Raw genomic sequence first — 25,805 nt, forward strand, 5'->3', positions numbered from 1 at the left:
TTGTTATATCGTGACATTTATCTTTCCTTTGTTAGACTCAAAATCAGATTGTATTAATTTGAGACTGAGCGCAGATGAAAAAACTTACCTTACCAAAAGATTTTTTATGGGGCGGCGCGGTTGCGGCGCACCAGGTTGAAGGCGGCTGGAACAAAGGTGGCAAAGGCCCCAGCATTTGCGACGTACTGACCGGAGGGGCACACGGCGTTCCGCGAGAAATCACTCAGGAAGTTGAGCCCGGTAAGTACTACCCCAACCATGAAGCTGTCGATTTTTACGGTCATTACAAAGAAGACATCAAGCTGTTTGCCGAGATGGGCTTCAAATGCTTCCGTACCTCAATCGCCTGGACCCGTATCTTCCCCAAAGGGGACGAAACCCAGCCGAATGAAGAAGGGCTAAAGTTCTACGACGACATGTTCGATGAACTGCTGAAGTACAACATCGAACCGGTCATCACCCTTTCCCACTTTGAAATGCCGCTGCACCTGGTTCAACAGTACGGTAGCTGGACAAATCGTAAAGTCGTCGATTTCTTTGTCCGATTTGCTGAAGTCGTTTTTGAGCGCTACAAGCACAAGGTCAAATACTGGATGACCTTTAATGAGATCAACAACCAGCGCAACTGGCGCGCACCGCTGTTTGGTTATTGCTGCTCCGGCGTGGTGTATACCGAGCATGAAAACCCAGAAGAAACCATGTACCAGGTGCTGCATCACCAGTTCGTGGCCAGTGCTCTGGCAGTGAAAGCCGCACGCCGCATCAACCCGGAAATGAAAGTCGGCTGCATGCTGGCGATGGTGCCACTGTACCCGTTCTCCTGTAAGCCTGAAGATGTAATGTTCGCGCAGGAATCGATGCGTGAGCGCTACGTTTTCACCGACGTTCAACTGCGCGGCTACTACCCAAGCTATGTACTAAACGAGTGGGAACGCCGCGAATTCAACATCCGAATGGAAGCCGGCGATGAGCAAATCCTGCGTGAAGGCACTTGTGACTATCTCGGATTCAGTTACTACATGACCAACGCAGTAAAAGCGGAAGGCGGCAGCGGCGATGCCATTTCTGGTTTTGAGGGCAGCGTACCGAACCCACACGTAAAAGCCTCCGACTGGGGCTGGCAGATTGATCCGGTCGGCCTGCGTTACGCCTTATGCGAACTGTACGAGCGCTATCAGAAGCCGCTGTTTATCGTTGAAAACGGATTTGGTGCCTACGACAAAGTGGAAGAAGACGGCAGCATCAACGACGACTATCGCATCGACTATCTGCGCGCCCACGTTGAAGAGATGATGAAAGCGGTAACTTATGATGGCGTAGATCTGATGGGCTACACGCCGTGGGGGTGCATCGACTGCGTTTCGTTCACCACCGGTCAGTACAGCAAACGCTACGGCTTTATCTACGTGAACAAACACGACGACGGCACCGGCGATATGTCGCGCTCGCGCAAGAAAAGTTTTAACTGGTACAAAGAGGTAATCGCCAGCAACGGCGAGAAACTTTGATTTTTTGCCGGATGGCGGCTTAAACGCCTTATCCAGCCTACAGATTAAATTCCCGTAGGCCGGATAAGCGTAGCGCCATCCGGCGATTAAATCCTACTTCCCGCCAGCCAGTTCCAGAAAGCTTCCCGTTACGTAGGACGCCTTCTCGCTCAGCAGCCAGGTAATCGCCTGCGCGACCTCCTCCGGCTGTCCGCCGCGCTGCATAGGCAACATCGATTTCACGCGATCGACCCTTCCCGGCTCGCCGCCGGATGCGTGCATTTCAGTGTAGATAAGACCAGGTCGCACGCAGTTTACGCGGATCCCTTGCGCCGCAACCTCCAACGCAAGGCCGGTGGTGAGCGTGTCTACAGCGCCTTTTGAGGCCGCGTAATCAACATATTCGAATGGCGCACCAAGCCGCGATGCCGCCGAAGAGACATTCACAATCGCCCCGCCTTGCCCTCCGTGCTTAAACGACATGCGCTTAACCGCTTCCCGACAACACAGAAAATAGCCGGTAACATTGGTCGCCAGCACACGGTTAATTCGATCGGCAGTTAGGCTTTCTACCGTGCTTTGTTCAAACAAAATCCCGGCATTATTCACTAACGCAGACAGTGGTTCACCTTCGCGGTCAATGGATTCAAACATCGCCATAACCTGGCTTTCATCACTGATATCAGCCCGTAGAGCAAATGCCTTTCCCCCGGCAGCGGCAATGGTATTCACCACCTCCGTTGCCGCACGGATATTGTGATGAAAGTTAACCGCGACCGTGTAACCCTCTTGCGCTAACTGCAGCGCGGTTGCCCGCCCGATGCCGCGACTGCCACCAGTAACCAGTGCGATTCCCATGGATACCTCCAGATATGAAAAAGCCGGGAGGCGACTTCGCCTTACCCGGCCTACAAAAGCTTTACTGCGCGGAAAAGTTACTGATATTCGCTCATCGGCACGCAGGAGCAGAACAGGTTACGGTCACCGTAAACGTCATCAAGGCGTTTCACGGTTGGCCAGTATTTGTTCGCCACACCTGCCGGGAAGACGGCGATTTCGCGGCTATAACCGTGATTCCACTCCGCGACCAGCTCGTTTTGCGTGTGCGGTGAGTTAACCAGCGGGTTATCTTCCAGTGACCATTCACCGGCTTTCACGCGATCGATCTCAGCGCGGATTGCCAGCATCGCATTAATAAAGCGATCCAGTTCCACTTTGCTTTCAGACTCAGTCGGTTCAACCATCAGGGTACCCGCGACCGGGAATGACATGGTCGGCGCATGGAAACCGTAATCGATCAGGCGCTTGGCAATATCCAGTTCGCTGATGCCGGTCTCTTCTTTCAGTGGGCGAATGTCGAGAATACATTCATGCGCCACGCGACCATCGCGACCGGTATACAGTACCGGATAAGCATCTTTCAGACGGCTGGCAATATAGTTAGCGTTAAGGATCGCCACCTGGCTTGCCTGCTTCAGACCTTCTGCGCCCATCATACGGATGTACATCCAGCTGATTGGCAGAATAGATGCGCTACCGAACGGCGCCGCAGAAACTGCGCCCTGACGGGTGAGCATTCCTTCAATCTGCACTACGCTGTGACCCGGTACGAACGGCGCCAGATGTGATTTGACGCCAATCGGTCCCATACCCGGGCCGCCGCCGCCGTGCGGAATGCAGAATGTTTTATGCAGGTTGAGGTGCGAGACATCTGCGCCGATAAAGCCCGGCGTGGTGATCCCAACCTGAGCGTTCATGTTCGCGCCATCAAGGTAAACCTGGCCGCCAAACTGGTGTACAACGTCGCACACTTCACGGATCGTTTCTTCATACACGCCGTGAGTAGACGGATAGGTCACCATGATGCATGAGAGGTTCGCAGCATGTTGTTCTGCTTTTGCTCGCAGATCGTCCAGGTCGATGTTGCCGTTCTTATCACAAGCGACAACCACAACCTGCATCCCCGCCATCTGTGCGGATGCCGGGTTGGTACCGTGGGCAGAAGCCGGGATCAGACAGATATCGCGATGGCCTTCGTTACGGCTTTCGTGATAGTGACGAATCGCCAGCAGACCCGCATACTCGCCCTGTGCGCCGGAGTTCGGCTGCATGCAGACAGCGTCATAACCGGTCAGTTTTACCAGCCACTCGGAAAGCTGGCCGATCATCTGGTGATAACCTTCTGCCTGCTCTGGCGGGCAGAACGGGTGAAGTTCAGCGAATTCCGGCCAGGTGATAGGGATCATCTCGGCGGCGGCGTTCAGCTTCATGGTGCAAGAACCCAGCGGGATCATCGCCTGGTTCAGTGCCAGATCTTTGCGCTCCAGCGAGTGCATGTAGCGCATCATCTCGGTTTCGCTGTGATAGCGATTAAACACCGGATGGCTGAGGATCGCATCGTCACGCAGCATGCTGTCCTGAATGGAACGGCTGTCGAGCGCCACGTCTTTATCCAGCGTATCGATATTCAGGCCGTGACTGTCGCCCAGCAGAACATTAAACAACTGCACCACGTTTTCACGGGTGGTGGTTTCATCGAGCGTAATACCTACCGCGTTATGGATATCGCTACGCAGGTTGATTTCTGCCGCTTCAGCACGTGCCAGAACAGCCGCTTTGTCGGTCACTTCAACACACAGAGTGTCGAAGTAGTGCGCATGACGCAGCTTCAGTCCTTTCTGCTGCAGACCGGCCGCCAGAATATCAGTCAGGCGATGGATGCGATTAGCGATACGTTTCAGGCCAACCGGACCATGATAAACGGCATACAAACTGGCGATGTTGGCCAGCAGAACCTGTGAGGTACAAATGTTGGAGTTCGCTTTCTCGCGGCGGATATGCTGTTCGCGAGTCTGCATCGCCATGCGCAGTGCGGTATTGCCCGCCGCATCTTTCGATACGCCGATAATACGGCCTGGCATGGAGCGTTTGAATTCGTCTTTAGCGGCGAAGAATGCCGCGTGTGGGCCACCATAACCCATCGGTACACCGAAGCGTTGCGCAGAGCCGAAAACGATATCCGCGCCCTGTTTGCCCGGAGCAGTCAGCAGTACCAGCGCCATAAAGTCGGCCGCAACGCTAACCACAACTTTACGGGATTTCAGCTCAGCAATTAGTTTGCTGTAGTCGTGCACTTCACCGGTGGTGCCAACCTGCTGCAACAGCACGCCAAACACATCCTGGTGATCCAGCGCTTTCGCCGCATCATCAACAATGACGTCAAAACCAAAGGTTTCTGCACGGGTGCGAACCACGTCCAGCGTTTGCGGATGAACATCAGCCGCCACAAAGAAACGGTTGGCATTTTTCAGTTTGCTGACGCGTTTGGCCATCGCCATGGCTTCAGCCGCCGCAGTGGCTTCATCCAGCAGAGAAGCGGAAGCCATATCCAGCCCCGTCAGGTCCAGTGTGACCTGTTGGAAGTTCAGCAGAGCTTCCAGACGCCCCTGAGAGACTTCCGGCTGATACGGCGTATATGCGGTGTACCAACCTGGGTTTTCCAGCATGTTACGCAGAATAACCGGCGGCAACTGCACGGCGGTGTAGCCCATGCCAATGTAGGACGTGAAGCGCTTGTTACGCCCGGCGATGGCTTTTAATTCAGCCAGCGCAGCGTATTCGGTCGCCGCCTCGCCCACCTGTGGCGGGGTTGCGAGCTGAATGTCTTTCGGCACAATCTGGCCGATCAGCGCGTTTAACGACTCGGCGCCAACCGCATTCAGCATCTCTTGCTGCTGCGCGGCGTCCGGTCCGATGTGGCGTTCAATGAAAGCGCCGCTGTTTTCAAGCTGGCTTAACGTCTGTGTCATGGGCGATGGTTCCTGAAACGTGCAGTGAATCGTAGGTGTCTCTACTTACCTGAATACGCAAAATAATTCGCGTTGCAGGACAAACTGGCTACGCCAGTTTGAACAGCGCTTGCGCTGGCCCCGTAGGGGCGAGGCCAAGGGCCGAGTAACGCGGCGACGCAGCGCATCCCCAGGAGCTTACATAAGTAAGTGACTGGGGTGAGCGAGGAAGCCAACACACCTGCAACGTGAAGAATGAAGCGTATTTATTCGTCTTCTAACAATGCTTCGTATGCGGTCGCATCCAGCAGCGATTCAATTTCGCTTTCATCGCTGGCTTTGATTTTGAAAATCCAGCCGCCTGCATACGGTTCGCTGTTGACCAGTTCCGGGGAGTCGCTGAGCGCATCGTTAACCGCAACAATCTCACCGCCTACTGGCGCATAGATATCGGATGCCGCTTTTACGGACTCCGCAACGGCGCAATCATCGCCCGCGCTGACGGTGGCGCCAACTTCTGGCAGGTCAACGAAAACCATGTCACCTAACAACTCCTGAGCGTGTTCTGTGATGCCCACGGTGTAAGAGCCGTCAGCTTCTTTGCGCAGCCATTCGTGTTCTTTGCTGTATTTCAGTTCTGCAGGTACGTTGCTCATCAATCAATCTCCAAAAAAGGATGAATTACGCGACGGCTTTGCCGTTACGCACAAAAACAGGTTTAGTCACTTTTACCGGCATTTCACGGTTACGGATCTGTACGATCGCGGTCTCACCGATACCCGCAGGGACACGCGCCAACGCGATGCTGTAACCCAGGGTTGGGGAGAATGTGCCACTGGTGATAATGCCTTCGTGCTGGTTGCCAGAAGCATCGGTGAAACGTACCGGCAGTTCATTACGCAGCACGCCCTTCTCGGTCATCACCAGTCCGACCAGCTGTTCGTGGCCTTTCTCACGCTGCATTTCCAGCGCTTCACGACCAATAAAGTCGCGGTCAGCCGGTTCCCACGCGATGGTCCAGCCCATGTTGGCCGCGAGCGGAGAAATACCTTCGTCCATCTCCTGGCCGTACAGGTTCATACCCGCTTCCAGACGCAGGGTGTCGCGCGCGCCGAGACCACAAGGTTTGACACCAGCCTGTACCAGCGCACGCCAGAAATCTGCTGCTTTTTCATTCGGCATGGCAATTTCATAACCTGCTTCGCCGGTATAACCGGTGGTTGCAATAAACAAATCACCCGCCTGAACGCCGAAAAACGGCTTCATGCCTTCAACCGCATGACGCTGCTCGTCAGTAAACAACGTAGCTGCTTTTTCCTGCGCATTTGGACCCTGCACCGCAATTAGCGACAGGTCGTCACGAACGGTGATGTCGATGGCGTAAGGTTCAGCGTGTTGGGTAATCCAGGAGAGGTCTTTTTCGCGGGTGGCGGAGTTTACAACGAGGCGGAAGAAATCTTCAGTGAAGTAGTAGACAATCAGGTCATCTATCACGCCGCCCGAAGCGTTGAGCATCCCGGAGTAGAGGGCTTTACCCGTCTTCGTTAGCTTCGCGACGTCGTTTGCCAACAGATAACGCAAGAACTCCCGGGTGCGGCTACCGCGCAGGTCGACGATGGTCATATGCGACACATCAAACATACCGGCATCGGTGCGAACAGCATGGTGTTCATCGAGCTGAGAACCGTAATGCAGTGGCATCATCCAGCCATGGAAATCGACCATGCGCGCGCCACATAGCGTGTGTTGTTCGTACAAAGGAGTCTGTTGAGCCATCTTTTCCTCGTTGAATAAGCGGGGCTACCAACTCTTTCGCGGTGAAATTTTCGCCACGAAACCCAGCACCGCAGCCGCTCCTGGGGCTACGACGCAAACGTTCTCTTTGTCCTGAACTTACCACCGAAATAGACGCTAAACCATAAGTCAAAATTAACCATCACATTAGCTTATGGCGAAAAACAGCCAGATCGTCAACAGAATAAAACTCCATGCATATAGTAATTAATCAGAATAACAAACAAAGATAAGCGCAAACTTACAGCACTAACCCACATTAAATGTGGAAAAAATGTCAAAAATGGCGTTATGAAAAAAACGTAATATTAGAAAAACTAATGCGAAAAAAGGCGTGGAATTAGATTATTTCAAATGAGAGAAGCACCCCGGCGCGCAGGCCGGGAGAGGAAAGTGTGACGGGTCTCAAATTCTTAAGATTGTCCTTACGGACACTAACGTAACCACTCAGGAAGATCATTCAGTCCCATCGCCTGGCGGATGAGTTGTGGTTTTACGCCCGGGAGGGTATCGGCCAATTTCAGCCCAATATCGCGTAGCAGTTTTTTCGCCGGATTCTCGCCTGCAAACAGTTCACGGAAACCCTGCATCCCCGCCAGCATCAGCGCCGCGCTGTGCTTACGGCTGCGTTCGTAGCGGCGTAAATAGAGATACTGACCAATATCTTTACCCTGACGCTGTAGCCGCTTAAGTTCATCGATCAGCTCCGCCGCATCCATAAAGCCAAGGTTAACCCCCTGACCCGCCAACGGGTGGATGGTATGCGCCGCATCCCCAACCAGCGCCAGACGATGGGCCGCGAACTGGCGGGCATAGCGTCCCGTCAGCGGAAACGCCTGACGTTCGCTTTCAAGGCTGCACAGTCCCAGACGGTTATCAAAGGCGATATTCAGCGCCTGATTAAACTCTTCAACGCTTGCCTGCTGCATACGTTCTGCTTCCTGCGGCGAGAGCGACCAGACGATAGAACACAGGTGTGGATCTCTGAGCGGCAGGAATGCCAGAATACCCTCGCCGTGGAACGCCTGACGCGCAACCGCACCGTGTGCTTCCTGCGTACGGATAGTCGCCACCAGCGCATGATGACGATAATCCCAGAAGGTGAGCGGAATATCTGCTTTGTTGCGCAGCCAGGAGTTAGCACCATCAGCACCGACGACCAGACGCGCCGTCAACATTGTGCCATCTTTCAGGCTCAGAAATGCCTCGTTCTCGCCCCAGGCCACCTGCTGTAATTCAGCGGGTGCCATCAGCGTAATATCAGGTGAACGCTGTGCCTTTTGCCACAGTGCATAATGGATTTCTGAGTTTTCAACGATGTGGCCCAAATGGCTGTAGCCCATGCTCTGGTCATCAAACGCAATGCGTCCAAAGCTGTCTTTGTCCCAGACTTCCATGCCGTGGTAGCAGCAAGCGCGACGGGCAACAATGTCGGACCAGACGCCAAGACGGGTAAGCAGTTTTTCGCTGGCTGCATTAATTGCCGATACTCGAAGCTGAGGAGGTGCATCCGCCGCCAATGGCTGCGGAACATGTTGTTCTAATACAGCAACGCGCAACCCACTGCCCTGCAGGCCGCAGGCAACCGCCAGTCCCACCATGCCGCCACCAACAATTGCTACATCAACACTTTGCACTGTTTATACCTCGAAACCTGTAATCCGTAGGCCTGATAAGCGCAGCGCCATCAGACATTTTTGCGGGGACCCTTGCCGGATGTCGGCGTTGCCTTATCCGGCCTACAGGTCATATTTATCGTGCAACCCAACCCAGGGTCCGCTCCGCCAGCGCATCGCGCGCAGGGGTGAATAATTCCATCGCCATCAGCCCGACGTTGCGCCCAACAACCAGCGGAGCCCAGCGATTAGCAAACAAATACACTAAATTGTTGGTCACACCAATCGTCGTATCACGATCGCGCTCGCGACGCTGCTGATAGCGTGCCAGCACCGCATAATCACCGATATCTTCCGCGTTGTTTTGCGCCTGCGTCAACGTCTCAGCCAGGCTCATTACGTCACGCAGACCAAGGTTAAAACCTTGTCCGGCAATAGGATGCAGCGTCTGGGCTGCGTTCCCAACCAGCACGGTACGATGGGTAATCGCTTTCAGCGCCGTAGTTAACGAAAGCGGATAAGCGCTGCGTTTACCAGCCTGGGTAATACGTCCCAGTCGCCAGCCAAACGCGGTTTGCAGTTCACGGCAAAACTGTTCGTCGGACCAGGCCAAGATCTCATCACGCTGCTCCAGTGGATGGCACCACACCAGCGAGCAGCGACCGTCAGACATCGGCAGCATTGCCAGCGGGCCATATTGCGTGAAGCGTTCAAACGCTCGCCCGTCGTGCGGGACCGAGGTCGTGACGTTGGCAATCACCGCCAGTTGCTCATAAGGCTGTTGCAGCCAGTCAACACCGCAGGCAGTCGCCAGTGTGGAACGCGTGCCGTCAGCAGCCACCAGCAGGCGACCGGAAATCATCTCACCATTTTCCAGCGTTACTTCAACGCGCTCCTGCGTGCGCGACACGCTGGCTACGCGGTCGGGGCAGTGCAATGTGACGCCCGGCGCTTTGCGCAGCAGCGCAAACAGACGCAGCCCGACGTCGTGCAGTTCTACCACCTGGCCCAGAGCCGAAATACGGTATTCCTGCGCATCCAGCGTCACAAATCCGGCATGGCCGCGATCGCTGACGTGAACCGTTTTAATGGCCGTTGCGCAATCGGCAATCGCCTGCCATACGCCAATTCGCGCCAACTGTTGGCAGGTACCTGCCGCCAGCGCGATCGCCCGGGCATCAAACCCAGGATGGCGGTCAGTTTCAGGTTCGCTCGCTTCTATCAGATGAACCGGCAGAGTCCCATGGCTGAGCTGAGAAATGGCCAGCGCCAGCGTCGCGCCAACCATACCACCACCGACGATAATTACGCTCATTGCAGTCGCGCCGCAGCCATTAAGGCTTCAATGTCATCGGCTTTCTTCACTACGCTGGCGGTCAGGTTTTCATTGCCGTCCTCGGTGATGAGGATGTCATCCTCAATACGAATGCCGATACCACGATAAGCCGGCGGTACATCGGCGTCCGGCGCGATATACAGTCCCGGCTCGACGGTGAGTACCATACCCGGCTCAAGAATACGTGAGCGGTCCTGACCATAAACGCCGACGTCGTGCACATCCAGCCCAAGCCAGTGGCTTAGACCATGCATAAAGAATGGGCGATGCGCATTTTCAGTAATCAACTGATCGACATCACCGTGCAGAATACCGAGTTTCACCAGGCCCATAATCATGATGCGCACCACTTCGCCAGTGACTTCCTGAATGGACGTTCCGGGACGATACAGACGCAGGCTGGTCTCTAAGGATTCCAGCACGATATCGTAGATTTCACGCTGTGCTGGGGTAAATTTACCGTTCACCGGAAAGGTACGCGTAATGTCGCCCGCATAGCCTTTATATTCACAGCCAGCGTCGATCAGCACCAGATCGCCATCGCGCATTTCACTTTCATTTTCGGTGTAATGCAGGATACAGCCGTTTTCACCGCTGCCGACAATCGTGTTATAGGACGGATAACGCGCGCCATGACGGGTAAATTCGTGGTGAATCTCCCCTTCTAACTGGTATTCAAACATCCCCGGACGGCATTTTTCCATCGCACGGGTATGCGCCAGCGCGGTGATTTCTCCGGCACGACGCATGACCGCAATTTCTTCCGGTGATTTGAACAGGCGCATCTCATGCACCATTGGACGCCAGTCGATAATCGCGGCAGGCGCGTGCAGATTTTGTCTGGAGCCTTTGCGCAGTTTATCCAGCGCCGTGCATACAATTTCGTCGGCCCAGGCATACTCGCCCTGAGCGTGGTATACCGCGTCCAGACCATTGAGCAGCAAATACAGCTGTTGGTTGATTTCACTGAAGGCCAGCGCCCGGTCAACGCCAAGTTTTGCCGGGGCAGCATCCTGGCCCAGACGGCGGCCAAACCAGATTTCCGCCGTCAGATCGCGAACCCGATTGAACAAAACGCTGTGGTTATGAGTGTCATCACTTTTGATCAGCACCAGCACGGCTTCAGGCTCGTTAAAACCGGTGAAGTACCAGAAATCACTGCTTTGGCGGTAGGGGTATTCACTGTCCGCGCTACGCGTCGCTTCCGGTGCGGCAAAAATCAGCGCGGCGCTGCCGGGCTGCATTTGTGCCAGTAAAGCCTGGCGACGACGCTGGAATTCTTGCTGAGATATCTCGCTCATCACACTCTCCTTTGCGTTTCGTTCTTAGTGCAGAGTCGGTTTACGGACTTCCGGCGCGGTCGGCTGCTGACGCGTAAACGTGTCATGGCACAGCAAGGCGGCTACGCGCACGTATTCGATGATCTCTTCGAGCGACATTTCCAGCTCTTCCTGATCTTCGTCTTCGTCATATCCCAACTGAGCGATATTGCGCAGGTCGTCAATCGCTTCCCCGGTTTCGCCGGTCACTTTGTCGAGCTTCGGCTGCGTGACGCCAAGGCCCAGTAAAAAGTGGTTTACCCATCCCGCCAGCGCATCGGCGCGATCGAACACGCTGACGTCATCCCCTTCAGGCAGATAAAGCTGAAAAAGGAAGCCGTCGTCTTCGAGGGCATCACTGGTGGCAGAGTGCATTTTCAGCAGCGCCTGAGCCAGCTCGTGACCAAAGGCCAGACCTTCGTTCGTCAGGTCATGCAGCAGCGGCTGCCATGAGCTGTCGTTGTTTCCGCCGCAAATCATTCCGCTTATCAAGCCGTGCATTTCGGCCGGGGTTAATCCAGCCCCTTGTTGGTTCAAAAACTGGCTAACTTCGTTGTAACCAGGCATTTCGTTCTGTATAGACATAAGCATTCGTCATCAAAGGGAGGAATATTCATGGTATGCTACCACTTTGGACCCTGGTGGACCAGAAAAGGGCTTGTATCTTGATACCAGGGTAGCTATAGTGTCGCCCCTTCGCGGACCCACGGTCTGGAGACGAAGGCAGCGCAGTCAATCAGCAGGAAGGTGGCATGTCTGCACAACCCGTCGATATCCAAATATTTGGCCGTTCACTGCGAGTGAATTGCCCGCCTGAACAAAGGGATGCGTTGAATCAGGCCGCGGACGATCTCAATCAGCGATTGCAAGATCTGAAAGTTCGCACTAGAGTCACAAATACTGAGCAGTTGGTTTTCATCGCCGCGTTGAACATCAGCTATGAATTAACTCAGGAAAAAGCGAAGACGCGTGAGTACGCGGCGAGCATGGAACAACGTATTCGGATGCTACAACAGACCATCGAACAGGCGTTGCTTGATCAGGGTCGCATAACCGAAAAAACGGGCCAAAACTTTGAATAACACTTTTCGGTTTACTGTGGTAGAGTGACCGTGAAGACAAAATTTCTCTGAGATGTTTGCAAGCGGGCCAGTCCCCTGAGCCGATATTTCATACCACAAGAATGTGGCGCTCCACGGTTGGTGAGCATGCTCGGCCCGTCCGAGAAGCCTTAAAACTGTGACGACGCATTCACCTTGAACCAAGGGTTCAAGGGTTACAGCCTGCGGCGGCATCTCGGAGATTCCCTTCTACCTGGCAACAGCCATGACATTACTTTCTGAACTCCCTTTATCCCGACAAGAAATCCGTCAACTGATTCGGCAGCGTCGTCGTGCGCTTACCTCCGAACAGCAACGACAATACGGTCAGCAAGCCGCGATCCGAATGCTCAGCTTTCCCCCTGTTGTACTCGCTCATACGGTGGCGGTATTCCTCTCGTTCGATGGCGAACTCGATACCCAGCCGCTAATAGATCAGCTGTGGCAAGCGGGCAAGCGCGTCTATCTTCCGGTTCTTCATCCCTTCAGCCCTGGCAACCTGCTGTTCCTGCACTATCATCCGCACAGCGACCTGGTAACCAATCGTTTAAAGATCCAGGAACCACGGCTTGATGTCCGTGACGTATTGCCGCTCTCACAGCTGGATGTACTGATTACGCCGTTAGTGGCGTTTGATGAAGACGGACAGCGCCTGGGTATGGGCGGTGGATTTTACGATCGAACGCTACAAAACTGGCAGCAGCATAAGATCCAGCCCGTAGGCTACGCGCACGATTGTCAGCGAGTGGAAAAGCTGCCTGTCGAAGAATGGGATATCCCGCTGCCTGCGGTGGTGACGCCGTCCAAAATTTGGGAGTGGCCAAGCGATAATTAACAGGATCAGCAGCATGATGACGTATCTCATCATCGTCCCTTTCCTTTTTAGAGCCCCTGCTTCGCCAGGGACTTTCCCGTTCCAGCGCTATGCTGCGCTCCTGGCGTAAATTCCTTTTATTGCTGTACAACACGCAGCACATCCTTTAGTTACCAATTGCGGCAAGGCTCGAAAATAGGATGTATGCGTTACAGGAAGAGATTTTGAGGCCGGGAAATCAGAGGAAATAATGGGCAGGTCAACCGCCTGCCCATGTAGAGGAAATCAGTACAGCAGACGAGCGCGAATGGTTCCCGGAAGGGCTTTCATCGCCAGCAGCGCTTTCTCTGCCACATCTTCATCCGCTTCAATATCGATAACCACATAACCTACCTGTGCGGAAGTCTGCAGATACTGTGCGGCAATGTTGACGCCCTGCTCGGCAAAAATCTGGTTCAGCGCAGTCAGTACGCCCGGACGGTTTTCGTGAATGTGCATCAGACGACGACCGCCGTGCAGCGGCAGCGAAACTTCCGGGAAGTTAACTGCAGACAGCGTAGAGCCGTTGTCGGAATACTTGGTCAGTTTCCCAGCCACTTCCAGACCGATGTTTTCCTGTGCTTCCAGCGTTGAACCACCAATGTGCGGCGTCAGGATCACGTTGTCGAAATCACACAGCGGCGAAGTGAAAGGATCGCTGTTGCTTGCCGGCTCGGTTGGGAATACGTCGATTGCTGCCCCTGCCAGGTGCTTGCTCGCTAACGCGTCGCACAGCGCAGGAATATCAACAACCGTACCGCGTGCGGCGTTAATTAGCAGCGCGCCCGGTTTCATCAGCGAAATCTCACGCGCACCCATCAGGTTTTTAGTGGAGGCATTTTCAGGTACGTGCAGACTCACCACGTCGCTCATATTGAGCAGGTCGGAAAGATGCTGCACCTGCGTGGCGTTGCCGAGCGGGAGTTTATTTTCAATATCATAGAAATAAACATGCATCCCCAGCGATTCAGCCAGAATACCCAGTTGAGTACCAATGTGGCCGTAGCCGATGATCCCCAGTTTTTTGCCACGTGCTTCAAACGAGCCGGTAGCCAGTTTATTCCACACGCCGCGGTGTGCTTTGGCGTTCGCTTCGGGTACGCCGCGTAGCAGTAGCAGCAGTTCGCCAATCACCAGTTCTGCAACGGAACGCGTGTTAGAGAATGGTGCGTTAAACACGGGGATCCCGCGCTTTGCTGCAGCGCTGAGATCAACCTGGTTGGTGCCGATACAGAAACAGCCAATCGCGACCAGTTTCTCTGCGGCGTCAATCACATCTTCAGTCAGATGGGTACGGGATCGCAGGCCAATGAAGTGGGCATCACGGATGGACTCTTTCAGTTGTTCAGTGTCCAGAGCGCCTTTGTGAAACTCGATGTTGGTATAACCTGCTGCACGAAGGCTTTCGAGCGCTTTTTGATGCACGCCTTCAACCAGCAGAAATTTAATCTTATCTTTCTCCAGTGATACCTTTGCCATTTCCCCGACCCTGTCTTTTTTTGTTCAAACTGATGTGTTGTGTGTGGGATTTTCATCCGTCTCTTCAACATATCAAAAAAAAATATTGCGGCAATATGAACGTTTGCGTCGCCATGCTGAAGAAATGTCATTCAGAGAGAAATGTCAGAGGAAAATACTGGCGATAACTTTTTCTTTGGAGAGATCGGCAGGACAATATTATAAACGTGACACAAGTCACCAAATTTGCCCTGCCAAATTTTTTTTAACGGGAGAAGACACTCCCGTCAGATCATTTTACGATAGTTTTCACGCCGTCTGGCGTACCGATCAGCGCGACATCCGCACCACGGTTAGCAAACAGACCGACGGTTACCACGCCCGGAATCGCATTGATGGCGTTTTCCATCGCGATGGCGTCGAGGATCTCCAGACCGTGTACATCAAGGATCACGTTGCCATTGTCCGTCACTACGCCCTGACGGTATTCAGGACGACCGCCCAGCTTCACCAACTGGCGAGCCACAGCGCTGCGCGCCATTGGGATCACTTCAACCGGCAGCGGGAAGTTACCGAGAATATCCACTTCTTTGGATGCGTCGGCAATGCAGATAAATTTCTTCGCCACGGAAGCAATGATTTTTTCACGGGTCAACGCTGCGCCGCCGCCCTTGATCATCTGCATGTGGCCGTTAATTTCATCCGCGCCGTCAACGTATACGCCGAGACTATCAACTTCGTTAAGATCGAACACGTGGATGCCAAGACTTTTGAGTTTTTCGGTCGAGGCGTCCGAACTGGATACCGCACCTTCAATCTGGCCTTTCATTGTGCCCAGCGCATCAATAAAGTGTGCGGCTGTTGAACCTGTACCTACGCCCACAATGGTGCCGGGCTGTACATACTGAAGTGCCGCCCATCCTACTGCTTTTTTCAGTTCATCCTGCGTCATGATCGTTTCGCCTGTGGTGTGAATTCAGGCGTATTATATACAAAAAACGGTAATTAACCCCTGTCAGCAAGCCGTGTTGTTAACTCATCGATGAAATAGCGCGCAATGGCGGGCATTCCTCTGCTTCCAGGAAATAGCACATAAATCTGCTTTGGCAGGCTACGCCATTCAGGAAAAAGCTGCACCAATGCCCCCGCCTTCAATTCCTCCTTACAGGCAGAAAGTGGTAACAATGCTACGCCATTTCCTCCTGTCGCCGCCTGCAACAGAACGCGTAAATTATTAGAATGCAGACGCGGAGAAACCGTCAGCATTATCTCCTGGCGGTCATTAGTTAAATGCCACTGATGCGCCCGATCTCCACCATGCCTCACCATTGCCGGAACCCCTTCCAGATCGCTGATGCTTTTTAAATTAGGAAATTGGGCAATCCATTGAGGGCTGGCGACCAGAATATCGAACTGTGTATCAAGTTTTTTATAGTGCAACGAAGAATCAGGTAGCGATTCAGAACTGGCTGACAATGCAATATCAATACCTTCAGCAATCATATCTACCGATCGATTAACGGCAATAAGCTGCAAAATTGTCTGCGGCCAACGCGCAATAAATTCACTAATAAACTCACCCAGCCAGGTTTCCGCCATAAATACCGGAGCGCTAATCCGCAATGTCCCCTGCGGATATTCCTGTACCGCCTGTACCACCGCCCGCGCCCGCTCACTTTGAATGACCAGCGTCTGACATTCCTGCGCAAATTGCTCCCCAACAGTCGTCAGCGCCAAACGTCGGGTTGTTCGCTGGATAAGACGTACGCCCAGTCGCTCCTCTAATGCTGATATTCGTCTGCTGAGCACCGACTTAGACACCCCCGCACGCACAGCCGCCCGACTATAGCTGCCCTCTTGCGCAATCAATGCAAAATACCAATAGTCATTCCAGTCGATCATAATTGTTCTTTTATCACAACAATGAAGTTCAATATCATCTATTTAATCACCATTAAAACAACAGTTAAACTGATCTCACGCTTTTAATGAGATGAACAAAATGAATATTCTTCATATCGATAGTAGCCCGATGATCCATAGCTCAAGTTCACGAAAACTGAGCCAGGCGCTGACAACAGCTATCTGCCAACGCTTCCCCAAAGCCAATGTGATTAGCCGCGATCTAGGATGCATGCCGCCTCCCCATTTACGTGAAGAGACTTTTTTAGCACTTACGGGGAAATTAATATCACCGAATGCGCAAACGCAGCGCGAAGTGACAGATATCAAAAACTCGATTAAGGAGTTGAACGACTGTGATGTCCTGGTGATTGGCGCACCGATGATCAACCACTCAGTTTCCTCTGGCCTAAAAAGCTGGATAGATCAGGTTTGCCAGGCTGGCCTGACATTTCGTTTCACGTCTACAGGCGCAGTTGGATTACTGACCGACAAACCGACGTTCATTGTGTCCACACGCGGCGGCATTTATTCAGATATTGAGCATCTGGCGTTAGATCATCAGGAAAGCTATCTACAATCAGTGCTGAATTTGCTGGGTATTACCAATATCCATATTTTGCCCGCTGAAGGGGTAGATAAAACAACCCCGGGTCGAACACTCGCGGAAAAAAATGCGCTGGCATTGATACCCGATATGCTGAAGCATGCGTTAAAGGGTCTGTAACCAATCAAAAATTGTGTCATAGTGCAGGACTAACAAAAATTTCAGGAGTGCGTCAAAGCAATGAAACGTCCGGACTACAGAACACTACAAGCACTGGATGCGGTTATTCGTGAACGAGGATTTGAGCGTGCAGCGCAAAAGCTGTGCATCACACAATCCGCAGTTTCACAGCGCATAAAACAGCTTGAGAATATGTTCGGACAACCGCTGCTGGTGCGTACCGTACCGCCTCGCCCAACCGAACAGGGGCAGAAACTACTGGCGCTTTTGCGTCAGGTTGAACTGCTGGAAGACGAGTGGCTGGGAGATGAACAAACCGGTTCGACGCCGCTGCTGCTCTCGCTGGCGGTGAACGCCGACAGTCTGGCGACCTGGTTACTTCCGGCGCTGGCCCCGGTACTGGCAAATTCGCCGATTCGGCTGAACCTGCAGGTTGAGGATGAAACCCGCACGCAGGAACGTCTGCGTCGTGGTGAAGTGGTTGGTGCGGTGAGTATTCAACATCAGGCGCTGCCAAGCTGCCTGGTGGATAAACTCGGGGCGCTGGACTACCTGTTTGTTGGTTCTAAACCTTTCGCCGAGCGTTATTTCCCTAACGGCGTCACCCGCGCTGCCCTGCTGAAAGCCCCAGCGGTAGCGTTTGACCATCTTGATGATATGCACCAGGCGTTCCTGCAACAAAACTTCGACCTGCCTCCGGGCAGCGTGCCGTGCCATATCGTTAACTCGTCTGAAGCCTTTGTTCAATTGGCGCGTCAGGGAACGACCTGCTGCATGATCCCCCACTTGCAGATTGAGAAAGAACTGGCAAGCGGCGAGCTTATCGACTTAACGCCGGGCCTGTTCCAGCGCCGGATGCTGTACTGGCACCGTTTTGCCCCAGAAAGCCGCATGATGCGTAACGTCACTGATGCGCTGCTTGCGTACGGTCATAACGTACTGCGTCAGGATTAAACCGTTCATAACCTTAAGTGCCGGATGGGGGCGTAACGTCTTATCCGGCCTATAAGCCTTTACCCTCTTTTCATGCTATTCCCGCCACGTCTTTGAAATACATCACAAAATAAAGCACACCACGCGGCAAAAAACGACGCCTTGTTGGCTATTTTTTGCTGGCGACAAGCCAAATGAAAAAGCACACCGTATTCGCAAAGATTCAACTTATTGCGTAATACGGAGCAAAAAATGGCAAACGTGCAGGAGTGGAAAACACTCGCCAATAAAGAACTCAGTCGACGGGAAAAAACCGTCGACTCGCTGGAAAGACAGACGGGGGAAGGGATTGCTATCAAGCCGCTGTATACCGAAGCGGACCTTGATAATCTGGAAGTCACGGGCACCCTGCCCGGCCTGCCGCCTTACGTGCGTGGCCCGCGCGCCACCATGTATACCGCGCAGCCGTGGACCATTCGTCAGTACGCCGGTTTCTCTACCGCCAAAGAGTCCAACGCCTTCTACCGCCGTAACCTCGCAGCCGGGCAAAAAGGGCTTTCCGTCGCCTTTGACCTTGCCACCCATCGTGGCTATGACTCTGACAACCCGCGCGTATCAGGTGACGTCGGCAAAGCGGGCGTGGCGATCGATACCGTCGAAGATATGAAGGTACTGTTCGACCAGATCCCGCTGGATAAGATGTCGGTATCGATGACCATGAACGGCGCGGTGCTGCCAGTGCTGGCGTTTTATATCGTCGCGGCAGAAGAACAAGGCGTAGCGCCGGAACAACTCACCGGGACCATTCAGAACGATATTCTGAAAGAGTACCTGTGCCGCAACACCTACATTTATCCACCAAAACCGTCCATGCGCATTATCGCCGACATCATCGCCTGGTGCTCCGGCAACATGCCGCGCTTTAACACCATCAGTATCAGCGGCTATCACATGGGTGAAGCCGGAGCGAACTGCGTGCAGCAGGTAGCGTTTACGCTGGCAGACGGCATTGAATACATCAAAGCCGCACTCTCCGCCGGACTGAAAATTGATGACTTCGCCCCGCGCCTGTCGTTCTTCTTCGGCATTGGCATGGATCTGTTTATGAACGTCGCCATGCTGCGCGCGGCGCGGTATCTGTGGAGCGAAGCGGTCAGCAGTTTTGGCGCGACCAACCCGAAGTCTCTCGCTCTGCGTACCCACTGCCAGACGTCTGGCTGGAGCCTGACCGAGCAGGATCCATATAACAACGTGGTACGAACCACTATTGAAGCACTCGGCGCTACGCTTGGCGGCACCCAGTCGCTGCATACCAACGCCTTTGATGAAGCGCTCGGTCTGCCCACCGATTTCTCCGCCCGTATTGCGCGTAATACGCAAATCATCATTCAGGAAGAATCAGAGATCTGCCGCACCGTTGATCCGCTGGCCGGATCGTATTACGTCGAGTCACTCACCGATCAAATCGTGAAGCAGGCACGCACGATCATCAAACAGATTGATGAGGCAGGCGGCATGGCGAAAGCGATTGAAGCCGGGCTCCCTAAACGGATGATCGAAGAAGCTTCCGCGCGCGAACAGTCGCTGATCGACCAGGGTAAACGCGTCATCGTCGGCGTCAACAAGTACAAGCTGGATAAAGAAGATGAAACGTCGGTACTGGAGATCGACAACGTGAAGGTGCGCAACGAGCAGATTGCCTCGCTGAAACATATCCGCACCACCCGCGACAACGATGCCGTCAAGGCCGCGCTATCCGCGCTGACCCACGCCGCACAGCATAATGAAAACCTGCTGGCCGCCGCCATCAACGCCGCTCGCGTTCGCGCCACGCTCGGTGAAATCTCCGACGCGCTGGAAGTCGCTTTTGATCGCTATCTGGTTCCCAGCCAGTGTGTCACCGGAGTGATTGCGCAAAGCTATCATCAGTCAGATAAATCCGCCGATGAGTTCGATGCCATCGTTGCGCAAACCGAACAGTTCCTCGCGGAAAATGGCCGCCGCCCGCGTATTCTGATCGCCAAGATGGGTCAGGACGGCCACGATCGCGGCGCGAAGGTGATCGCCAGCGCCTACTCCGATCTCGGCTTTGATGTCGATCTCAGCCCGATGTTCTCCACACCGGAAGAGATCGCCCGCCTGGCGGTAGAAAACGATGTGCATGTGATTGGTGCCTCATCGCTGGCCGCCGGCCATAAAACGCTGATCCCGGAACTGGTTACCGCACTCAAAAAATGGGGGCGTGAAGATATCTGCGTGGTAGCAGGAGGTGTTATTCCGCCGCAGGATTACGCTTTCCTGCACGAACATGGCGTGGCAGCCATTTATGGCCCCGGCACACCAATGCTCGACAGCGTCCACGATGTGTTAACCCGTATCAGTCAGCATCATGATTAACGCCGCCACGCTTGAGGATACTGTCCGCCGCTTGCGACTCGGTGAACGGGCTACGCTCGCCCAGGCAATGACGCTGGTCGAAAGCAACCACCCGCGCCACCAGCCGCTGAGTACGCAATTGCTGGACGCGATTATGCCGTTCACCGGTAACGCCCTGCGCTTAGGGATCACCGGTACGCCGGGCGCGGGCAAAAGCACTTTCCTGGAAGCATTCGGCATGCTGCTTATCCGCCACGGATTACGGGTAGCGGTGATCGCCGTCGATCCCAGCAGCCCGGTCAGCGGCGGCAGCATTCTTGGCGATAAAACCCGCATGACGGAGCTGGCCCGCGCCGAATCTGCGTTTATTCGCCCGGTCCCTTCCAGCGGTCATCTAGGCGGTGCCAGCCAGCGCGCCCGCGAATTAATATTGCTGTGCGAAGCGGCTGGCTTTGACGTGGTGATTGTAGAAACCGTCGGCGTAGGGCAGTCAGAAACCGAAGTCGCAGGCATGGTGGATTGCTTTATCTCACTGCAAATCGCTGGCGGTGGCGACGATTTACAGGGCATCAAAAAAGGCCTGATGGAAATGGCGGATCTGGTCGTCATCAATAAGGACGACGGTGATAACCATACCAGCGTGGCCATCGCCCGCCATATGTACGAATCCGCCCTGCATATTCTGCGCCGCAAATATGACGAATGGCAGCCGCGAGTATTAACCTGTAGCGCCCTGGAAAAACGCGGCATTGAGGAGGTCTGGCAGGCGATAACCGATTTTAAAACGTGCCTGACCGCCAGCGGTCGACTGGAAAAAGTTCGCCAGCAACAGGCGGTGGACTGGTTACACCAGCAGGCTGAAGAAGAAGCCCTGCATCTGTTGTTTGCCCGCACTGATTTCGACCGCTATTTCCAGCAGACGCTACAGGCCGTCAAAAACAATGATCTTTCGCCGCGCACCGGCCTGCGGCACATCAGCGAATTTATCCAGCATCATTACTTTCAATAAAGAGAACATTATGCCTTATCAATACGTCAACGTGGTCATCATCCAGAAAGTCGCGGTTATTGAGTTCAATTACGCCCGCAAGCTCAATGCCCTGAGTAAAGTGTTTATTGACGATCTGATGCAGGCGCTGAGCGATCTCAATCGTGCGGACATTCGCTGCATCATTCTGCGCGCCCCGAGCGGGGCCAAAGTGTTCTCTGCCGGGCATGATATTCATGAACTCCCGACCGGACGTCGCGATCCGCTCTCCTATGACGATCCGCTGCGTCAGATCACCCGTATGATCCAAAAATATCCGAAACCGGTGATCTCCATGGTCGAAGGCAGCGTCTGGGGCGGCGCGTTTGAAATGATCATGAGTTCCGATCTCATCATCGCCGCTGAAACGTCCACCTTCTCAATGACCCCGGTCAACCTTGGCGTACCGTATAACCTGGTGGGCATCCACAACCTGACCCGCGACGCTGGTTTTCACATCGTTAAAGAGCTGATTTTTACCGCTTCGCCTATTACCGCTCAACGCGCCATGGCGGTCGGGATCCTTAACCATGTCGTGCCCGTCGAAGAACTGGAAGATTTCACTCTGCAAATGGCACACCACATCTCGGAAAAAGCGCCGCTGGCCATCGCCGTCATCAAAGAAGAACTGCGCGTGCTGGGTGAAGCACACACCATGAACTCAGACGAATTCGAGCGTATTCAGGGCATGCGCCGCGCGGTGTACGACAGCGAGGATTATCAGGAAGGGATGAACGCGTTTATGGAAAAACGTAAACCAAACTTTGTTGGCCATTAATCACGTCCGAGGAAGGAGACGGCCATGAAACGGATGAGCGCCGAACAGGCGGCAGAAATTATCCAGCACGATGATATGGTGGCGTTTAGCGGCTTTACCCCCGCGGGTTCGCCAAAAGCGTTACCCACCGCAATTGCCCAACGCGCCTGCGAACAGCATCAAAACGGACAGCCTTTTCAGATCCGCCTGCTGACCGGAGCATCAATTGGTGCCGCCGCTGATGATGTACTATCCGCGGCGGATGCCGTTTCCTGGCGTGCGCCTTATCAAACGTCATCGGGCCTGCGCGAGAAAATTAATCAGGGCCAGGTGAGGTTTGTCGATCTCCATTTGAGCGAAGTGGCGCAAATGGTTAATTACGGCTTTTTTGGTGAGATCGATGTTGCCGTCATTGAAGCCTCCGCCATCGCGCCAGATGGCCGGATTTGGCTTTCCAGCGGTATTGGCAATGCACCCACCTGGCTGCTGCGGGCGAAAAAGGTGATTATCGAGCTAAATCATTACCATAATCCACGCGTGGCGGAGTTTGCCGACATCGTAATACCCGGTGCGCCGCCGCGGCGTAACAGCGTACCCATATTTCATACCATGGATCGCGTGGGCAGCCAGTGCGTACAGATAGACCCGAAGAAAGTGGTTGCGGTGGTGGATACCGAGCTGCCCGATGCCGGAAATGCGGTGGATAAAACCAATCCGGTCAGCCAGCAAATTGCCGATAACGTAGTCACTTTCCTGCTGGCAGAAATGGCGCACAAACGCATTCCAGCGGAATTTCTGCCCTTACAAAGCGGCGTGGGCAATATCAACAACGCGGTGATGGCGCGACTGGGGGAAAGCCCGGATATTCCGCCTTTTATGATGTATTCGGAGGTGTTGCAAGAATCGGTGGTGCATCTGCTGGAAACGGGCAAGATAACCGGAGCCAGCGCCTCCAGCCTGACCATATCAGCCCCGTCGCTACAAAAGATTTACGACAACATGGACTTCTTCGCCAGCCGGATAGTGCTGCGTCCGCAGGAGATCTCCAATAACCCGGAAATCATTCGACGGCTGGGGGTTATTGCGCTCAACGTCGGTCTGGAGTTTGATATCTACGGCCATGCCAATTCCACGCACGTTGCGGGGGTGAACCTGATGAACGGCATTGGCGGCAGCGGGGATTTCGAGCGCAACGCCTACCTGTCTATCTTTATGGCACCGTCGATTGCCAAAGGCGGGAAAATCTCCACCATCGTGCCGATGTGCAGCCATGTCGACCACAGCGAACATAGCGTTAAAGTGATCGTGACCGAACAAGGGATTGCCGATCTGCGTGGGTTATCTCCAATGCAGCGGGCGCACACGATTATCGATAACTGTGCACACCCTCTTTACCGGGATTACCTGCACCGCTATCTGGAGAAAGCGCCCGGCGGACATATCCATCACGATCTCAGCCATGCGTTCGATCTGCATCGCAACCTTCTCGAAACAGGATCGATGCTCGGTTAATTTGCGCTACCGTCACGATCCTCAGCAATATGCTCGAGCATGGTGGCGGTATAGCGATGATTTTTCAGCGAATAGAGAAACTCCTGCATATACATGGGACTTCCGGGTGCATCGAAATACTTTAGCGTCGACGGGTTCACCAGCCGCCAGGCGAAATGAGGGATCACCGTCAAAAACTGTCCGCGCTCCACGGCGCTAATTTTGGCCATAAAGCTGTACGGACGGTAGATAATCGTCGGGTTGATCCCGCAGGGCCGCATGTATGCATCCAGCATCGCCTCAAAGTTGGCGCGATTCTGGAAGCGCATTTGCAGCCATGGCAGCTCGCGCAGCAGATCCTGTGGCTGTTTTTCTTCGTAGCGCCGGGAAACGAGAAAACCCAGACGCAGAGGAGGCAGCTCGCTAATCGCCAGATTCTCCAGTTCCTGTACGCGGGGAGAAACGTGTTGCGGCGAGATAATAAAATCCAGTTTGCGATCGAACAGGTTATCAATCACCCCATTCTCGCTGAATTCAACGGCCTGAGCTGTCACACCGTCATACTTGTCACCAAGGCTAATCAACTGGTCAAAAATAATCGTTGGGTAGGTATTGTCGATACCGATGACGATTTCCCGCGAGCGGCGAGAGGCGTTATGGATTTCGTTATCGATGGCAGAGAGGCGCTGATAAACGGGAAACAGCTTCTGATACAGCTCTTGTCCGGCTTTATTCAGGCTGATGTTGTTATCTTTGCGGGTAAACAGCGTATAGCCGATTTGATCTTCCAGTGCGGCAATGCTTTTACCGAAAGGCGATGCGGTCATATGTATTTTTTCTGCCGCTCTGGCGATGTTATTGGTTTGCGCCAGCAGAATGAAATTACGCATCTTTTTCGAGATAAAAATATCCATAGCGTCCCCTTAAAAATCGCTATGGCCTATCCTCATTACGGCGAAAAAAAAGACTGGATGTGGGGTCTCATTTTTACAGTTGCTCACAGAAAAAACCCGGCTGGAAAGCCGGGTCTGCAATGATTACTGGGTTTTAGCTGGCGTTGCTGCTGGTTGTCCCGCCGTCGGCTCTATCTGGAAGACCACATCAACCTGATCGTCAAACTGAATAACCGGCTGTTCGTAGGTTTCCTGAGCGGATGTCGCAGGCGCCGCGTCTGCTTTCATCATCCGTACCATCGGGCTCGGTTGATAATTGGAAACGTGGTAGCGCACGCTGTATACGGGCCCCAGTTTGCTGTTAAAGCCCGCAGCCAACTGCTCAGCCTGATGAATAGCATCATCAATTGCCGCTTTACGTGCTTTGTCTTTGTAAGTATCTGGCTGGGCAACGCCAAGCGATACCGAACGGATCTCATTCAGACCGGCCTTCAGTGCACCATCGAGCAGCGCGTTGAGTTTGTCCAGCTGACGCAGCGTGACCTCAACGGTACGTACCGCACGATAGCCTTTAAGGACGCTTTTACCATTCTGGTAGTCGTAGTCCGGCTGGGTGCGCAGGTTTGCAGCGCTAATATCTTTCTTCGCTATCTGGTTCTGTTCAAGGAAGGACAGATATTGCGCCACGCGCTCATCGGCCTGCTTCTTCGCTGAAGCCGCATCCTTTGCAGCAACGTTCACTTCAATCGCCAGAGTAGCGATGTCTGGTGTCGCATCCACGCTTGCCGTTCCGGAAGTCACGATGTGCGGTCCATTTGGCAGCTCATTTGCCTGTACCGATAGTGCGCTGAATCCGACTAATGCCGCCAGGGCCATTATTTTGAACTTCACGGTCGTTCCTCCATGTTTCATTAATCACCCCGAAACTCAGGGCACATGCAGGCAAGC

General features: G+C 53.8%; 22 protein-coding genes and 1 other RNA gene. 10 read left to right on the plus strand and 13 right to left on the minus strand.

Annotated elements, in window-relative coordinates; all coding sequences use genetic code 11:
- Positions 1-74 precede the first annotated feature (74 nt).
- Positions 75-1,508 carry a 6-phospho-beta-glucosidase BglA gene (gene bglA / locus BZK41_RS14875; RefSeq protein WP_079938634.1) on the plus strand — a complete coding sequence of 478 codons (1,434 nt, stop codon included), beginning with the start codon at positions 75-77 and terminating at the stop codon, positions 1,506-1,508.
- 93 nt (positions 1,509-1,601) lie between these two features.
- Here bglA and BZK41_RS14880 read toward each other — a convergent pair whose 3' ends face one another.
- The 8 genes from BZK41_RS14880 to BZK41_RS14915 form a co-directional block, all read right to left on the minus strand.
- Positions 1,602-2,345, minus strand: coding sequence for an SDR family oxidoreductase (locus tag BZK41_RS14880; RefSeq protein ID WP_079938635.1), 744 nt, complete (start codon positions 2,343-2,345; stop codon positions 1,602-1,604).
- A gap of 77 nt (positions 2,346-2,422) precedes the next feature.
- Positions 2,423-5,296: an aminomethyl-transferring glycine dehydrogenase gene (gene gcvP / locus BZK41_RS14885; RefSeq protein ID WP_079938637.1), complete on the minus strand. Its 2,874-nt coding sequence runs from the start codon at positions 5,294-5,296 to the stop codon at positions 2,423-2,425.
- 245 nt (positions 5,297-5,541) lie between these two features.
- A complete protein-coding gene (gene gcvH / locus BZK41_RS14890; protein WP_003026965.1) occupies positions 5,542-5,931 on the minus strand; it encodes a glycine cleavage system protein GcvH in 390 nt (129 codons plus the stop codon).
- A 25-nt stretch (positions 5,932-5,956) separates the two neighbouring features.
- Entirely contained in the window at positions 5,957-7,051 is a 1,095-nt protein-coding gene (gcvT, locus tag BZK41_RS14895) for a glycine cleavage system aminomethyltransferase GcvT (RefSeq protein ID WP_003825494.1), read from the minus strand.
- A 452-nt stretch (positions 7,052-7,503) separates the two neighbouring features.
- A complete protein-coding gene (gene ubiI, locus BZK41_RS14900) occupies positions 7,504-8,706 on the minus strand; it encodes an FAD-dependent 2-octaprenylphenol hydroxylase (protein WP_079938638.1) in 1,203 nt (400 codons plus the stop codon).
- Positions 8,707-8,821: 115 nt separating this feature from the next.
- Positions 8,822-10,000 carry a 2-octaprenyl-6-methoxyphenyl hydroxylase gene (ubiH, locus tag BZK41_RS14905; protein WP_079938639.1) on the minus strand — a complete coding sequence of 393 codons (1,179 nt, stop codon included), beginning with the start codon at positions 9,998-10,000 and terminating at the stop codon, positions 8,822-8,824.
- Positions 9,997-11,322 carry a Xaa-Pro aminopeptidase gene (gene pepP / locus BZK41_RS14910; protein WP_079938640.1) on the minus strand — a complete coding sequence of 442 codons (1,326 nt, stop codon included), beginning with the start codon at positions 11,320-11,322 and terminating at the stop codon, positions 9,997-9,999. Before pepP ends, ubiH begins: the two co-directional genes overlap by 4 nt.
- 24 nt (positions 11,323-11,346) lie before the next feature.
- Positions 11,347-11,925, minus strand: a complete 579-nt coding sequence (locus BZK41_RS14915; protein WP_003026978.1) for a YecA family protein — start codon at positions 11,923-11,925, stop codon at positions 11,347-11,349.
- A gap of 167 nt (positions 11,926-12,092) precedes the next feature.
- Between BZK41_RS14915 and zapA the strand changes: the two genes are divergently transcribed.
- From zapA to BZK41_RS14935, 3 genes are all read left to right on the plus strand, one after another.
- Positions 12,093-12,422 (plus strand): cell division protein ZapA, encoded by a 330-nt coding sequence (gene zapA, locus BZK41_RS14925; RefSeq protein ID WP_003026980.1) that lies wholly within the window; start codon positions 12,093-12,095, stop codon positions 12,420-12,422.
- A gap of 41 nt (positions 12,423-12,463) precedes the next feature.
- Positions 12,464-12,647: non-coding RNA, 6S RNA (ssrS, locus tag BZK41_RS14930), on the plus strand.
- 19 nt (positions 12,648-12,666) lie between these two features.
- Entirely contained in the window at positions 12,667-13,275 is a 609-nt protein-coding gene (locus BZK41_RS14935; RefSeq protein ID WP_079938641.1) for a 5-formyltetrahydrofolate cyclo-ligase, read from the plus strand.
- Between the two features lie 264 nt (positions 13,276-13,539).
- Here the strand turns inward: BZK41_RS14935 and serA are convergent, their stop codons facing one another.
- The 3 genes from serA to BZK41_RS14950 form a co-directional block, all read right to left on the minus strand.
- The gene (gene serA, locus BZK41_RS14940; protein ID WP_079938643.1) at positions 13,540-14,772 is read right to left on the minus strand and encodes a phosphoglycerate dehydrogenase; all 1,233 of its coding nucleotides are present in this window, start codon (positions 14,770-14,772) and stop codon (positions 13,540-13,542) included.
- A 271-nt stretch (positions 14,773-15,043) separates the two neighbouring features.
- Positions 15,044-15,703, minus strand: coding sequence for a ribose-5-phosphate isomerase RpiA (rpiA, locus tag BZK41_RS14945; RefSeq protein ID WP_003825479.1), 660 nt, complete (start codon positions 15,701-15,703; stop codon positions 15,044-15,046).
- A 53-nt stretch (positions 15,704-15,756) separates the two neighbouring features.
- A complete protein-coding gene (locus BZK41_RS14950; protein WP_079938645.1) occupies positions 15,757-16,653 on the minus strand; it encodes a LysR substrate-binding domain-containing protein in 897 nt (298 codons plus the stop codon).
- 100 nt (positions 16,654-16,753) lie between these two features.
- On the opposite strand from BZK41_RS14950, the gene BZK41_RS14955 reads away from it, so the two are divergent.
- The 6 genes from BZK41_RS14955 (at position 16,754) to BZK41_RS14985 (ending at position 23,985) form a co-directional block, all read left to right on the plus strand.
- Positions 16,754-17,380 (plus strand): NAD(P)H-dependent oxidoreductase, encoded by a 627-nt coding sequence (locus BZK41_RS14955; protein ID WP_079938646.1) that lies wholly within the window; start codon positions 16,754-16,756, stop codon positions 17,378-17,380.
- Between the two features lie 60 nt (positions 17,381-17,440).
- Positions 17,441-18,334 (plus strand): DNA-binding transcriptional regulator ArgP, encoded by an 894-nt coding sequence (gene argP, locus BZK41_RS14960; RefSeq protein WP_079938647.1) that lies wholly within the window; start codon positions 17,441-17,443, stop codon positions 18,332-18,334.
- Positions 18,335-18,565: 231 nt separating this feature from the next.
- On the plus strand, positions 18,566-20,710 hold the full coding sequence (scpA, locus tag BZK41_RS14970; protein ID WP_079938649.1) for a methylmalonyl-CoA mutase: 2,145 nt from the start codon (positions 18,566-18,568) through the stop codon (positions 20,708-20,710).
- Positions 20,703-21,698: a methylmalonyl Co-A mutase-associated GTPase MeaB gene (meaB, locus tag BZK41_RS14975; protein WP_079938651.1), complete on the plus strand. Its 996-nt coding sequence runs from the start codon at positions 20,703-20,705 to the stop codon at positions 21,696-21,698. The genes scpA and meaB overlap by 8 nt, the downstream gene beginning before the upstream one ends.
- Before the next feature lie 10 nt (positions 21,699-21,708).
- Entirely contained in the window at positions 21,709-22,494 is a 786-nt protein-coding gene (scpB, locus tag BZK41_RS14980) for a methylmalonyl-CoA decarboxylase (RefSeq protein WP_079938652.1), read from the plus strand.
- Positions 22,495-22,518: 24 nt separating this feature from the next.
- The gene (locus tag BZK41_RS14985; protein ID WP_079938654.1) at positions 22,519-23,985 is read left to right on the plus strand and encodes an acetyl-CoA hydrolase/transferase family protein; all 1,467 of its coding nucleotides are present in this window, start codon (positions 22,519-22,521) and stop codon (positions 23,983-23,985) included.
- On the opposite strand, the gene BZK41_RS14990 is transcribed toward BZK41_RS14985, so the two are convergent.
- Together BZK41_RS14990 and BZK41_RS14995 are read right to left on the minus strand one after the other, a co-directional pair.
- Positions 23,982-24,878: a LysR family transcriptional regulator gene (locus BZK41_RS14990; RefSeq protein ID WP_079938655.1), complete on the minus strand. Its 897-nt coding sequence runs from the start codon at positions 24,876-24,878 to the stop codon at positions 23,982-23,984. The two genes, BZK41_RS14985 and BZK41_RS14990, sit on opposite strands and share 4 nt — an antisense overlap.
- Before the next feature lie 123 nt (positions 24,879-25,001).
- The gene (locus BZK41_RS14995; RefSeq protein WP_003825465.1) at positions 25,002-25,748 is read right to left on the minus strand and encodes an oxidative stress defense protein; all 747 of its coding nucleotides are present in this window, start codon (positions 25,746-25,748) and stop codon (positions 25,002-25,004) included.
- Between the last annotated feature and the right edge of the window lie 57 nt (positions 25,749-25,805).

Origin of the sequence: Citrobacter sp. A316 (assembly GCF_002042945.1) — a bacterium.
Taxonomy (GTDB): Bacteria; Pseudomonadota; Gammaproteobacteria; order Enterobacterales; family Enterobacteriaceae; genus Citrobacter; species Citrobacter portucalensis.